General features: G+C 59.6%; 12 protein-coding genes. 3 read left to right on the plus strand and 9 right to left on the minus strand.

Annotated features, from left to right (window positions below; genetic code table 11):
* Positions 1-20: 20 nt before the first annotated feature.
* Positions 21-359 carry a transposase gene (locus ACP_RS17580; RefSeq protein WP_012680740.1) on the minus strand — a complete coding sequence of 113 codons (339 nt, stop codon included), beginning with the start codon at positions 357-359 and terminating at the stop codon, positions 21-23.
* A 138-nt stretch (positions 360-497) separates the two neighbouring features.
* Between ACP_RS17580 and ACP_RS01680 the strand changes: the two genes are divergently transcribed.
* On the plus strand, positions 498-1,430 hold the full coding sequence (locus tag ACP_RS01680; RefSeq protein WP_012680741.1) for an IS481-like element ISAcp2 family transposase: 933 nt from the start codon (positions 498-500) through the stop codon (positions 1,428-1,430).
* A 186-nt stretch (positions 1,431-1,616) separates the two neighbouring features.
* Here the strand turns inward: ACP_RS01680 and ACP_RS01685 are convergent, their stop codons facing one another.
* The 4 genes from ACP_RS01685 to ACP_RS01700 are packed head-to-tail and all read right to left on the minus strand — an operon-like array spanning position 1,617 to position 5,304.
* Positions 1,617-2,168, minus strand: coding sequence for a hypothetical protein (locus ACP_RS01685; RefSeq protein WP_148214977.1), 552 nt, complete (start codon positions 2,166-2,168; stop codon positions 1,617-1,619).
* A gap of 26 nt (positions 2,169-2,194) precedes the next feature.
* Complete coding sequence (locus ACP_RS01690) at positions 2,195-3,424, minus strand: RHS repeat-associated core domain-containing protein (protein ID WP_012680743.1); 1,230 nt, start codon at positions 3,422-3,424, stop codon at positions 2,195-2,197.
* Between the two features lie 45 nt (positions 3,425-3,469).
* The gene (locus ACP_RS01695; RefSeq protein WP_012680744.1) at positions 3,470-4,489 is read right to left on the minus strand and encodes a UDP-N-acetylmuramate dehydrogenase; all 1,020 of its coding nucleotides are present in this window, start codon (positions 4,487-4,489) and stop codon (positions 3,470-3,472) included.
* Between the two features lie 41 nt (positions 4,490-4,530).
* On the minus strand, positions 4,531-5,304 hold the full coding sequence (locus ACP_RS01700) for a WecB/TagA/CpsF family glycosyltransferase (protein WP_012680745.1): 774 nt from the start codon (positions 5,302-5,304) through the stop codon (positions 4,531-4,533).
* A gap of 479 nt (positions 5,305-5,783) precedes the next feature.
* On the opposite strand from ACP_RS01700, the gene ACP_RS01705 reads away from it, so the two are divergent.
* Entirely contained in the window at positions 5,784-6,152 is a 369-nt protein-coding gene (locus ACP_RS01705; protein ID WP_148214978.1) for a hypothetical protein, read from the plus strand.
* 41 nt (positions 6,153-6,193) lie between these two features.
* Here ACP_RS01705 and ACP_RS01710 read toward each other — a convergent pair whose 3' ends face one another.
* The 4 genes from ACP_RS01710 to ACP_RS01725 form a co-directional block, all read right to left on the minus strand.
* Complete coding sequence (locus tag ACP_RS01710) at positions 6,194-8,026, minus strand: ABC-F family ATP-binding cassette domain-containing protein (RefSeq protein WP_012680747.1); 1,833 nt, start codon at positions 8,024-8,026, stop codon at positions 6,194-6,196.
* Positions 8,027-8,038: 12 nt separating this feature from the next.
* Positions 8,039-9,646 carry an ABC-F family ATP-binding cassette domain-containing protein gene (locus tag ACP_RS01715; protein WP_012680748.1) on the minus strand — a complete coding sequence of 536 codons (1,608 nt, stop codon included), beginning with the start codon at positions 9,644-9,646 and terminating at the stop codon, positions 8,039-8,041.
* A gap of 654 nt (positions 9,647-10,300) precedes the next feature.
* A complete protein-coding gene (feoB, locus tag ACP_RS01720; RefSeq protein WP_012680750.1) occupies positions 10,301-12,199 on the minus strand; it encodes a ferrous iron transporter B in 1,899 nt (632 codons plus the stop codon).
* Complete coding sequence (locus ACP_RS01725) at positions 12,196-12,423, minus strand: FeoA family protein (protein WP_238525623.1); 228 nt, start codon at positions 12,421-12,423, stop codon at positions 12,196-12,198. Before ACP_RS01725 ends, feoB begins: the two co-directional genes overlap by 4 nt.
* A gap of 199 nt (positions 12,424-12,622) precedes the next feature.
* Between ACP_RS01725 and ACP_RS01730 the strand changes: the two genes are divergently transcribed.
* Positions 12,623-12,943: a hypothetical protein gene (locus ACP_RS01730; RefSeq protein WP_238525624.1), complete on the plus strand. Its 321-nt coding sequence runs from the start codon at positions 12,623-12,625 to the stop codon at positions 12,941-12,943.
* Positions 12,944-13,096: the final 153 nt, after the last annotated feature.

Here is a 13,096-nt window from a genome sequence, read left to right on the forward strand (position 1 = left end):
ACTTGTATCAGGGCACGGCTTTAGCCGTGCCAAAAAGCCACCGAAGAAAACTGGGCTTTAGCCCCTGCGCCTTGGCGGGTGGCCCACTCAAGCCTCTTTTGCTTGAGTGGGGTCATCGATGAGCGGGCACAGTCGGCCAGTGTTTGGCGGCGCGGCGCGGTCAGCAGCAGATGCACATGGTCAGGCATCACAACATATCCATAGATACAGAGCAGGTAGTCCCGGCGGATTCGCTCCCGCGCAGCTTCGAAGATAGATCGCGTCGTTGCATCAGAAAAATTTGACCGGCGATGCCGGCAGGAAAACGTGATGAAATGCGTATGTCCTGAATGGTGGAATCGCTGAACACCGGTTGGCATGGGGCTTAGATTACTCCTGTTCCCCACTCAAGCAAAGAGGCTTGAGTGGGGCACCTGTGATGTTTCAAGAGGTTGTCCATTCGAAATTTCGCGGAGAAGCTGTTTGTGGCGAACAAGCAGAGTCTTCGGAGAGATCGAATGGACATTCACCAGAATGCTCGTCTAACGCCTTACAGTCGAGAGCAGTTGGCGAGAAAAGTTATTTGTACCGGGTGCACGTTGAAGCTGGCCGCGGCCAGCTTCAACGTGAGCGCAAAGACGGCCGGCAAATGGGTGCGCCGGTATCGCGCCGAGGGTTCGGATGGCTTGCGGGACCGCAGCTCGCGTCCGCATCGCAGCCCGCGGCGCTTGCCGGAGGCGTTGCGGCTGAGTGTGATTGAGCTACGGCGGGGTTACATGCCGGGGTATCAGATCGCCCGGCGCAGCGCTGTGAGCGTGTCTTCGGTGAGCCGTATTTTGCGGCGCGCGCGGCTGAGCCGATGGCGCGATCTGAACCCGCCTCCGCCGGTGGTTCGCTATGAGCATGCCGCTCCAGGCGACTTGCTGCATCTGGACATCAAAGGCATGACGCGCTTCGGCGAGGTCTCGCTGCGCGGCGACGGCAGGCTGCGGGGCAAGAAGGAACACCCGGGCTTTTTGGCTCTGCATGTGGCCGTCGACGATCACTCGCGCATGGTCTTCGCCCAGATGCTGGCCGATCAGAAGGCGGAAACCACGATCGGTTTTCTGCACGCGGCGGTTGAGTTTTTCGCCAGCCATGGTATCGGCATCCGCGCGCTGCTGACCGACAACGGCAGCAGCTACCGCTCTCGCCAGTTCCGTCAGGCTTGCCAGCAGATGGCCATCAAACACAGCCGCACTCGGCCCTATACCCCCAGAACCAACGGCAAGGCCGAGCGCTTCATCCAGACAGCCATGCGCGAATGGGCTTACGCCAAACACTGGACCGACTCCAGCCAGAGAGATCAACACTTGCAGTCCTGGATCCACTACTACAACCACGAAAGACCTCATGGTAGCCTCAACTACAAACCACCCATCAGCCGATCCCAAGAAGGAACAACCTCTTGACCTTCTACACCCACCCGCCAAAGAAGGAATAGCAGAATTCGACTCGCCCAATCGCCGTGCCCGTCACGGCCATGCCGACTCGCGGCTAAAAGAACAACAAAAAAACAACTTGACAACCAGCGCTTTCATACATTAAGTCTCATGCCTGCTGCCCATGCGGACCATGGCGGGCATCGCCTTACGATTCTATTGAGCCTGACGAAATAGGGCTGGCCAAAAAATGGGGAAGAATATCTTGACCCAGTTCAGCCCAAGCCGTCTCCCTCGACTCAACTTTCGCCACAGCATTAAGACTATGGCTGCATAAGCGATGCCCAGCAGAATCCCGACTGCCAGCACTGCGACAAGGAACCCGGGCCATTTCAGAAAATCAAAATTTGCGAAGTACCACGTATCTCCACGCCTTACAAAGTGAGCCGTGGCTGTAGTATCCAAAGTATTGCCTTCGTGGTCATTGAAGTGAACCCTAACTGGCACAGAGGCGGTGTCGCCATGGATTACAACTTTTCCTTTGGGAATGAGGCTCAAGTCGTAATTAGGCGTACTCAACCGATGAAGATTACTTTTCCGTTCCGTTGCGGGCAGACTGGGGTCCAGCATCCGTGCAGGTGCTTCTGCGTGATCGGAAAGCCCTGCAATCAGGGTCCGCACCTGATCGGCTCCAGTTTGAGCTCTCGCCGTCGGAGGAAACAGAGACGTCGCCATCGTGAGGACACCAACCATTACCATCAGATTCATTGCACTTTTCCGTTGCTGAAATTGGATCATTGGGGTTGCACCTCAGGCTTCTGAATGGTTGTGGTTGTGGAATTTATATCTCCCTTAACAGAAGCTCCGGCAGTACCCGTAACGCCTCCCCAGCTGACATTGAAGGTCAGCCCCCCGCCATAGCCAAATACCGCCTCCGCTGAAGCCCCGAACCCGCTGGCTCCCAAATTCGCGGAGGCATCCGCTCCTATTCCTACTGCGCCGCTCGCACCTCCCGTTATTGTCACGGGACCCAGCGTGATCGTCTCGGATTGACTCGCCCTGAGAACGTCGGCATTCGCGCCGGCGGAGGCACTGATGCCAACCCCAGATTTACCCCCCAAGCTGACGCCCACACTCGCGCCAGCATTCGCGGTTACGCTGTTCATCTGAGTAGTCGAGTGCGTTCCTTCATGCAAAGTGGCTTCCGCAACCGATGCACTCGCCTTCGCGGAGGAGCTTGTGTTTAAACCGTAGGAAGCTGACGCACTCGCCTGTGCGGTTCCCGCTTTGCCGGTCCCAGAAATGAAGCCGTTACCTGCACTTCCCTGAGCGCCCGACACGCTTGCCGATGCGCTGGCTGAATGGCTTGAACTCAGCCAATTAATGAGCTTCCGGCAGACATCGCATTGAGGAAGATGCCCGTCCGCATCGACTCCTCCCAACGGATTGTTCAGCATGTAGCCGTACAGGTTCAGGCTCTGCGGATCGCCGAGCTTGGCGTAGGGCACGGGCTCGACCTTCGCGGACCAGTCCGGGGACATGAACCTTGCATCATTTTCGGAGTAGTATCTGGCCCCGAAGTAGTCATTGCCACTTTCCTGGTCGTGCTGTTTGCCGGTGAAGTGCTGTTCGTTGGGCGATTGCGGGGAGTTGGTGCAGTTGAGCCCGTCCCCATAGGGCAGGCTGGCGCAGAGTGATTCGAGCACGCCTTCATAGTCAGTCGAAGCACGCCGCGTGCCCAGCCAGTCGTTCAGCAGGAAGTGCAGCCCCTGCGCATCGTAGGTGGCGAAGAGCACTCCGTTGGCGTAGACATTGGTGAAGTTCCACTGCATCACGCCCGTGTCGCTCTTGGTGGTTTCCGTCACCGTCTGGCCAGACTGGTTCAGCACATAATCGGTCTCATAAGCCGAGCTCTCAAAGCCGTTCGTCGTCGGATCGCAGCTCCAGGCCGTGATTGGACCCTTGGCCACGCGATTCCCATCCGCGTCGTACACATAGCCCACCATCGCGCTGATCCCATCCACGGCAGCACCCTTCACCGCGCAGAGCTACAAATCACTCAAGTCAGGCTAAGCCACCACCACCGGCTCCATCTCGAGCGTCACGCCAAACTTCTTATACACGCCCTGCAAGATCTGCGTCGCCAGCACCAGTACATCCGAAGCCTTGGCCTCGCCGCGATTCACAAGCGCCAGCGTGTGCTTGCTTGAAATTCCAGCCGGACCCTCGCCAAATCCCTTGGGAAAACCCGCCTGCTCCACTAGCCACGCCGCCGGCAGCTTCACCTGGCCCTCGCCCGCAGGGTAGCAAGGCACGGGCCCCTCTGACTTCGCCGCAATCCGTTCATACAGCGTGCGCTCAATCACCGGATTCTTGAAGAAGCTCCCAGCGCTCCGGCAATCCGGCTCGCCCGCAACAATCAACATGCCCTTGCCATGCCGAATCTCTCGCACCGTCTCACTTACCTCTGCAAGCGAGGGCTGCGATCCGGCAGGGAAGCGCCGCTGCAGATCGGCATACGCCAGGTGCGGCGCTGCATGCGGCCGCAGCGCATAGGCTACTTCTGTCACCACATAACGGCCACGCTGCACCGTATTGAAAATGCTCTGCCGGTAGGCAAATCCGCATTCTGTCGCCGTCAGAGTGACAAATTGTTCCAGAGTCGTGTCATACGCGCGCACCGAGACGATCGTCTCGGCGACCTCCTGTCCGTAAGCGCCCACATTCTGCACCGGCGTCGCGCCTACCGTGCCTGGAATGCCTGCCAGACATTCCACGCCGCCATAGCCCAGGTTCACGGCATGGCTCACAAACGCGTCCCAGTTCTCGCCTGCAGCCACATGAAACACATCGCCGTCCTGCCGAATGCCGCGCAAGCCCACGCGCAGCACCAGGCCCGCAAAGCCTTGGTCGCTCACCAGCAGATTGCTGCCGCCGCCCAGCACAAAAACAGCAAAGCCGCGTTTACCGGCAAAAGCAAACGCGGCGGTTACATCTTCTTCAGAAGTAGCTTCAGCAAACCAGCGGGCCGGGCCCCCGATGCCAAATGTGGTGTAAGAGGCCAGCGAAACAGACTCAAGAAATTGCATGCTGGCAACAGCATCTCACGTTTCCGTGAGGATGCTCTGTCTCAGGCAGCGGCGATTTTATCCCGATCACTCGACGGTGGCATCTGATCGCGATAACGCACCAGTAGCGGAACCAGCTTGCGCGCCGCCCAGTAGCGGGGCACATAGCGGCCCGGGCTCGACAGGCAGCGCAGCAGCCATCCAAGACCCATCTTGTCAGCCCACACAGGAATACTCACCTGGTCGCCGCTGAGGAACGCGATCGCCGCGCCAATGCAGTGAATGGCCGGCCGGTAGCTCAGGTGGAACTTTAGATACTTGCCCAGCCGCTCTTGTGTGCCGCCCCCCACCGTCACGACGATGTGCTTCGGCTTCAGCTCTTCCAGTCGCTGCAAAAGGGCTTGGTCATCGATGCTGCCGTGGTACATCGGCGCCATGTACACATGCGATTCCGGCACCAGAATGCCCTGCGAGCGCAGCCAGACCAGGTTCCGTGAGGCGCTCTCTTCGCTCGCCATGATCCAGAAGGTGTTGCCGGGGAAACGCGCCTCCGGCCGCTGAAGCATCTCACGCAGGTATTCGAGGCCTGAGACCCGGCGAATCCGGTCCCGGTGCAGCATGTTCCACACCATGACCATCAGCGCGCTGTCCGTGATGACCAGGTCTGCATCGAGCAGGGCCTCGCGATAAGCACTGTGCGTGGGCAGGTCTTTCAGGGCAGGAGCTGCCGGCACAACCAGCAGTCCGCCATTTTCCTGCATCTGAGTTACGCTTTGCTCTGCCGATCCCGTATAGAAGCGAATACCGAGAATTTGCCTGTATAGACTGTTCTGCATAGGTCACCTAGTTCAAGTAGGGGGCCGATTTTTCTACTGTAAGGCCGGTGATTCAGCGGGCAGGAGATATAAGACAGCTTCAGCTTAGCCGAGATTCGATGCGATTGACAATAAAAAAATGTAAATGTTCTAGCCGCTTATCTTGCTGGCGGGGTGAACTTCGAATTGACAGCTCAGATGCACAAGCCACCCACAAAGGCTGCCCGGCTTGAAATCTTTATTCCTGGCCTCGGACTGCTTCTCAATTGCCGTCTAATTTGTGCAATTTACAGGAACAAATAGCCGGATGGCAAAGAATTCATCGCCTGAGCTTGGGCGCGGCTATGAATTCCGGTATATTCCCTACGACAGGCAAATTTGTCTAAAGGAATCAAATAGATGTCTCTCCCGGCTAAATTCGTTCTCGGCCGGGTCTGCAATAAAGGAGCAAAGGTGGGTCCGCTTCCCATCCCCCTTGCAACATGAAAATCTTCCGTGTCTTGCAACTCGTTGTTCTGCTGGCAAACTGCGTCTTTGCCGGCTGGGTATTTCACACCTACGGCATGCCGGTACTCAAGCTGCACAGTTGGCCTCTGACCGTTATGCAGACCAAACTCGTTCTCATCGCGGCGGCATTTCTGCCGGCCTCTTTGCTTTGTCTTTGGGTCCCCGTCAGCGGAGCAGTCGTCCAGTTCGCTCTCGCTTTCATCGGTTCTACATTACGGGCCAGCGCCCCTACACCGATGCTCCATCAGATTGCACGTGAAATCATGATGGCTGCCGGAGCCGTCATCATCGTCTCGGTGATTCACTCCATCACCGGCATCACGCAAGAGGCCTTCGAAGAGCCAGATCCCGACAAGCACTGAGGGACCTCCTCGTCTCATGACTGTCCGCCTGCGTGAATCCTTCAGGCCTGCTTCGCTTCCAGCTCTGCCCAGCGCGCATACAGTGCATCCACCGCCTGTTGCGCGCTTTCCATTTGCGTCAGCGTTTCCTGCAGTCGGCCCGCGTCCGTGGCCACCGAGGCGTCTTCAAGCGCCACTTTGTGCCGCTGCAGTTCGGCCTCCGCCTCCGCAATACGATCTTCAATTCCCGCCCACTCGCGCGCTTCGAGGTAAGAGAGCTTCTTCTTCGCAGGAGCCGCAACTGAAGCCGCCGCCGCTCCTTGCGCCGATTCACTCCGTGCCGCCGCGGCTCTGGCCTGCTGTTCGGCCTTGCGCGCGGCCTCCTGCTCGGCCATCCACTGCTCCCACTGCGCATAATCGGCAAAGCTGGCCGCATGGCCCTGTCCATCCAGCCCAATCACCACGCTCGACACACGATCCAGCAAATACCGGTCGTGCGTCACCAGCAGCACCGCTCCCGGATACTCCAGCAGACTCTCCTCCAGAATCTCCAGCGTCGGAATATCCAGGTCATTCGTCGGCTCGTCCAGAATCAGCAAGTCCGCCGGCTGCAGCATCAGCCGCGCCAGCAGCACGCGTGCCCGCTCGCCGCCCGAGAGCCGCTCTACCGGCTGATTCAACTGCTCGCCCGTGAATAGAAACCGTGACGCCCACGACGCCACATGAATCACGCGATCCCCATACACCACCGAGTCGCTGTCCGGAGCCAGCGCCCGCCGCAGTGTCTGCTCGCCGTCGAGCCTCCGGTTCTGTTCAAAATACGTAATTCGCAGCGCATTGGCGCGCGTGATCTTCCCGCGCTCCGCTTCCAGCTCGCCTGCAATCAGCCGCAGCAGTGTCGTTTTGCCGCTGCCGTTCGGGCCTACAATGCCCACGCGCGCGCCCGCCACAACAGGGAAGTTGAGATTCTCAAACAGCACCCGCCCATCGGCCGAGTACTGCACGCCCTCCATCTCCACCAGCCGCTTCGTCTGCCGGTCCGTCGCCGTGAAGTCGATGCCAGCGGACGCCGTCTTCAACCGGCCACTCAAATCCGCCAGCTCGCCAATCAGTTCATTCGCGCGATCGATACGAGCCTTGGCCTTCGTCGCTCGCGCCTTCGGTCCGCGCCGCAGCCATTCCTTCTCCACGCGCACGCGGTTTTCGAGCGACTCCTGCCGCTTCGTCTCCGCAGCCAGATAAGCTTCCTTTGCTTCCAGAAAGTCCGAATAGGTGCCCTTCGCGCGCAGCAGTCCTGACGGATAAGCCCGGCTCAGCTCCGCAATCTCCTTGGCAAAATTCTCGAGAAAATAGCGGTCATGGCTGATCGCCACCGTTGCAAACTGCGATTGCCGAATCACCTCTTCCAGCCACGCAATCCCCGCCAGGTCCAGATGGTTCGTCGGCTCGTCCAGCAGCAGCAGGTCCGGATTCTGCACCAGCCCCTGCGCAATCGCCAGCCGCTTCTTCCACCCGCCCGAAAGCGTAACCGCTTCGGTGTCAAAATCCGCAAAGCCCGCCTTGCCCAGGGTCGCGCGCAGCCGCGTCTCCCATTCATCTTCGGGAGCCTTCGCCCGGCGCAGTGCCGCTTCCACCACCGAGCGCACCGTCTCGCCCGGCCCAAACTGCGACTCCTGTTCGATGTAGACCATCCGTGCGCCTGAGCGCAGCGTTACCTCGCCGGCATCCGGCTCTATTTCGCCCGCCAGCATGCGCAGCAGCGTGGACTTACCCGAGCCGTTCGGACCAATCACCCCGACGCGGTCGCCCTCGTTCACCGCGAAAGAAATTTCGCGAAACAGGGGCGTCGCGCCAAAGGCTTTGGTAACAGATTGTGCGTTGAGCAGCAGAGCCAAAGGCCGGCTCCGCTAGCGTGCCGCCGCAACGGCGGACTGGTATTCGCTGTACGGCCCCTTGAAGTCTTCAATCGCGCCGCCCTCAAAGTGCCAGATGCGCGTGCCCACTTCATCAATCAGGTCGTGGTCATGCGTCACCAGCAGCACCGTGCCTTCATAGCGCTGCAGCGCCACATTCAGCGCATTGATCGACTCCAGGTCCAGGTGATTCGTCGGCTCGTCCAGAATCAGCACATTCGGCTTCTCCAGCATCAGCTTGCAGAAAAGCAGACGCGCCGTCTCGCCGCCCGACAGGGCATTGGTCGGCTTCAAACCTTCCTCACCGCGAAACAGCATCTGGCCCAGAATGCCGCGAATATCTTCCTGCGTCGCCTTCGGATCAAACTGATGCAGCCACTCTGACACCGTCATGCCGTGCGCGATCAGTCCCGTGTGATCCTGCGGAAAATACCCGATCTGCGCCTCGTGGCCCCACTTGATCGTGCCGCCGTCCAGCACAAATTCCTTGTCCTTCAAATCCGGATCGACCGACAGCAGGCACTTCAGCACGGTCGTCTTGCCCTGCGCATTGCGTCCCATCAGGCAGATCTTTTCGCCGCGCATCACCATGCCACTGAAGCCTTCAATCACCACCTGATCGTCATACACCTTGCGCAGTCCTTCAAACTCGATGGTCTGCTTGCCTGACGGCCGGTTCTGCTCAAAGCGAATGTATGGGCGTTGAATGTTCGACCGCGCCAGCTCGTTTGTCTGCAGCCGTTCCACTTCTTTTCTGCGGCTCGTCACCTGGCTCGAACGCGTACCAGCGGCAAAGCGCGCAATGAACTCATTCAATTGCGCAATCTTCTTCTCACGCTGGGCATTCTCTGACTCCAGCCGTGAGCGCACCTGCGACTTGGCCACCACCATATCGTCATAGCCGCCCGTGTAGGTGATGATCGTCTGGTAGTCGATGTCCGCCGTGTGGGTCGTCACGCTGTTCAAAAAATGGCGGTCGTGCGAAATCGTAATCAGCGTGCCTTCAAACTTCAGCAGAAAATCCTGCAGCCAGTGAATCGAGTCGAGATCCAGGTGGTTCGTCGGCTCGTCCAGCAGCAGCGCCTGCGGCTTGCCAAACAGCGCCTGCGCCAGCAGCACGCGCACCTTCTGGCCGCCCTGCAACTCGCTCATCTTGCGCTCGTGCAGCTCGTCCGGAATATCCAGCCCCTGCAGCAGAATCGCCGCATCGCTCTCCGCCGTGTAGCCGTCTTCCTCGCCCACAATGCCTTCCAGCTCGCCCAGACGCATGCCGTCCGCATCGGTCAGCTCGGCCTTCTCATAAATGCGGTCGCGCTCTTCAAGCGCCGCCCACAGCGGAGCGTTGCCCATAATCACCGTATCGATCACGCGATAGGCGTCAAACGCAAACTGGTCCTGGCGCAGCACGCCGAGCTTCTTCGGCCGCACCACATTGCCTTTTTGCGGCTCCAGCTCGCCGGTCAAAATCTTCATGAACGTCGACTTGCCCGCGCCGTTCGGGCCGGTCAGGCCATAGCGCCGGCCCACGATGAAGGTCACGGTGACGTCTTCAAACAATATCTTCGCGCCGTAGCGCATGCTTACGTTGTTCACTGAAATCATAGGTCTGCTTCTAGTTTACTGTGCCCACGCGTCCGCGCAGAAATCTACGTGATCTTCTGATGTGGTTCTCAGTTTTCAGTTATCAGTCCCCAGTTTCAGTCCATGGTTGCCATGGGGCAGTCCGGGGCCATGCAGGTTCAATCTAAGTTTGAGGGTGCCGACGCACTTCCAGAGTGCTGTGTCTTCGCTCCCACAGGGGCAGGCGCATGATTCTGAGATCGCGCCGAGACGATCAGAAAAAAGGCCACCACGGCGATCAGTCCCAGCAGTGCCGTCACCGTCAGAGCCACCAGATGCTGCCGCATTGCCGTGAGCCTCCAGCCCTTAGCATGAAGAAACCCTGTCGCTCATGCAAGCCCGTGCATTCTCTGGTTCCATACAGCGCCCGCCGGCTTTCTTTGCGCTCTTCGCAATTTTGTGGTCACCTTTCGACGCTCGTCATCCCGACTAAAAGAAGTAAGTGGAGGGACCTGCATTCCCATCCCGAACTCCGCCCCAACCACGACGCGTCATTCTGAGCGTAGCGAACCGGGGTGGGAAGAATCCCGGAGATGCTGCAATCACCTACACCGTCCGAAGTTTCTCCCACCCTCTCAATGGACAACCGACTCCTGGCCACTGCGGACTGGTAACTGGCCACTGACAACTGACCCCTTACCGCATCAGGTGCAAAATCAACTGATTCGTCGCCAGCGCGCCCAGATACGCCAGCACCGTCATGTACGCGAACTGCAGCGCCGGCCACCGCCAGCTATTCGTCTCGCGCCGCACAATCGCCAGAGTCGAGGTGCACTGCATCGCAAAGGCAAAGAACACCAGCAACGCCATTGCGCCGCCCAGCGTCAGGTCATGCCGCAGCGCGGCCTGCAGGTGCAGCGCCTGCGTCGCCGGATCTGCCCCATACAGCGTCCCCAGCGTGCCCACGATCACCTCGCGCGCCACAATCGAGCTGAGAATGCCGATCCCGATCTTCCAGTTAAATCCCAGCGGACGAATCGCCGGCTCAATCCAGTGTCCCAGCCGCCCGATCACACTCTCCGGCAGCGTCGCGTGTACCGGCAGGTGCGCCAGAATCCAAAGCACCACCGTCGCGCCCAGAATGATCGTGCCTGTCTTCTTCGTGAAGAGCTTGCCGCGGTCATACAGCCGCAGCGCCAGTCCGCGCGCCGTCGGCATGCGGTACTGCGGAAGCTCCAGAATGAATGGTGTCGAAGAAGCCTTCAAAATCGACGACTTCAGCAACCGCGCCGTCCCGAGCGCCGCCAGAAAGCCCAGCAGGTACAGGCCTATCATCGCCACGGCCTGCAGTCCCAGCAGATCCCCCAGCACCGGCCGGTTCGGAATGAACGCCGCGATCACCAGAATGTAGATCGGCAGCCGCGCCGAGCATGTCATGAACGGCGTCACCAGAATCGTCGCAAACCGGTCGCGCTTGTTCTCAATTGTGCGCGTCGCCATGATCGCCGGCACTGCGCAAGCATAGGCCGAGAGCAGGGGAATGAACGCCTTGCCATTCAGCCCGATGCCTTTCATGAAGCGATCGGCAATCAGAGCCGCGCGCGCCAGGTAGCCCGAGTCTTCGAGCACTCCAATAAACAAAAACAGCAGCAGAATCTGCGGCAAAAACACCAGCACTGACGCTACGCCGCGCCACGCGCCCTCAATCACAAATGATTTCAGCCAGCCATCGCCCAGAAACCGCCCCACAAAATCGCCCAGCCCATACAGCACATTGCCAAACGCATCGCTCAGCGGATTGCCCAGCGTAAACACCACCTGAAACACCGCAAACACCACCACCAGAAACAGCAGCGGTCCCCACACCCGGTGCAGCAGCACTCCATCCAGCTTTCGCGTCCACTCTGACGACAACGGAGCCTTGTACTTCGTCCGCGAGCTCACGCCCGTCGCCCATTGCCGGTACGAGCGCGCATTGCCCACCACCGGCAGCTCCAGCCGCTGCGGCTGCGTTGTCTCCACGGCCGGCTCGCTGCGCCGGTTTAGAAACTGCGCAATCGCATTCAGCCCGATGCCTTGCGCTCCGCTGATCTTCGCCACCGGAACGCCCAGCTCCTGCGCCAGCGCCAGCGTATCCACCTCACCGCCGCGGCTCTCCATCAGGTCCGTCATGTTCAGCAGCACCAGCGTCGGCAAATTCAGCGCCAGCACCGGAGCCGCCAGCATCAGTTGCCGCCGCAGGTGCAGGGAATCGAGCACCAGCAGCACCGCATCCGGCTGCGGAGTTCCCGGCATTTCGCCGCGCAGCACATCCACCGCCACGCGCGCATCTTCTGAGTAGGAGTCAAAACTATAGATGCCCGGCAGATCAATCAGCACCAGATCCGGTCGTCCAATCCCTTTCATCCGGCCCAGATGCTGCTCCACCGTCACGCCTGGATAATTCGCGACCTTCTGCCGCAATCCCGTCAGGCGATTGAAGAGTGTGGACTTGCCCGAGTTCGGCGGTCCCACCAGCGCTACGGTCTGCAGCTTGCCGGCCACGCGCGGCTGCTGGGGTAGCTCAATGGTTTCTGTGGTGCAGCAACTGCTCATGCGCCCTCTGTCTGGCGAACCAGAATGGATTTCGCGGTCTCGCGCCGCAGCGCGATTTCAAAGCCGTCAATGGCATAAACCGTCGGATCGCCCGCCGGAGCGCGCCGTACCACCATCACCCGCGCCTCCGGCGTAAACCCCATGTGCATCAGGTGATGCTGCATGGCATCGGGCAGGTCCAGATGCTCCACCACTGCTACTTTGCCTACCGCGAGTTCGCTCAATGCTCTCAACGTTTCTGCCGTCCAAGCCTCATCATAACGCAAATAGGACCAAAACGCTCGCATATGAGATCTCAGGCGCATGAGCATTTTCACTGAAGGTGTATCGGAGGCAATACGGGCTCAACGTGGCCGTGCAAAACATCCCTCAGTATCAGTGAAAACGCTTGAACCATAGCAGAATGACAACGGAGGAAATGTGATGGAGAACACGATGACCGTCGATCAACTACGTGCCAGCCTCTCGCAATCCGCTCCGCCGCCGGGCCTTGCGCCGCTTTTGGAAGCTCTCTGGTGGGAGGCTAAAGGCAACTGGCATCGCGCCCACGAAATCGCGCAGGCCATAGACTCCCGCGACGCCGCTCGCGTGCACGCCTACCTGCATCGCCGCGAAGGTGACGCCGGCAACGCCGCTTACTGGTACCGCCGGGCCGGCCTGCCGCCCAGCCACAAGCCGCTCGACGAAGAGTGGCGCGAAATCGCCGCGACGCTGCTTCGATCGGAATCCGGCCCGCGCTCCTGAAACACCAAAGCCGCGGATACATGCCGGAAATCTCCCCTCATTCCCGCTCGGCCGTGGCCGTGCATCCCAATCCGGTAGTTCAGCGGGGCAACCAGTATCAAAGTGTGTAACAAACCGTAGTCGCCTTAGCCCACATCTAAGGCGATACTGGTC

This window comes from Acidobacterium capsulatum ATCC 51196 (genome assembly GCF_000022565.1).
Classification (GTDB): domain Bacteria; phylum Acidobacteriota; class Terriglobia; order Terriglobales; family Acidobacteriaceae; genus Acidobacterium; species Acidobacterium capsulatum.

Coding starts and splice junctions, on each gene's coding strand:
- ACP_RS01700 (WP_012680745.1), bottom strand. CDS start 5,304: ATGCAGAACAGTCTATACAGGCAAATTCTCGGTATTCGCTTCTATACG.
- ACP_RS17580 (WP_012680740.1), bottom strand. CDS start 359: ATGCCAACCGGTGTTCAGCGATTCCACCATTCAGGACATACGCATTTC.
- ACP_RS01680 (WP_012680741.1), top strand. CDS start 498: ATGGACATTCACCAGAATGCTCGTCTAACGCCTTACAGTCGAGAGCAG.
- ACP_RS01715 (WP_012680748.1), bottom strand. CDS start 9,646: ATGATTTCAGTGAACAACGTAAGCATGCGCTACGGCGCGAAGATATTG.
- ACP_RS01730 (WP_238525624.1), top strand. CDS start 12,623: ATGGAGAACACGATGACCGTCGATCAACTACGTGCCAGCCTCTCGCAA.
- feoB (WP_012680750.1), bottom strand. CDS start 12,199: ATGAGCAGTTGCTGCACCACAGAAACCATTGAGCTACCCCAGCAGCCG.
- ACP_RS01695 (WP_012680744.1), bottom strand. CDS start 4,489: ATGCAATTTCTTGAGTCTGTTTCGCTGGCCTCTTACACCACATTTGGC.
- ACP_RS01685 (WP_148214977.1), bottom strand. CDS start 2,168: ATGAATCTGATGGTAATGGTTGGTGTCCTCACGATGGCGACGTCTCTG.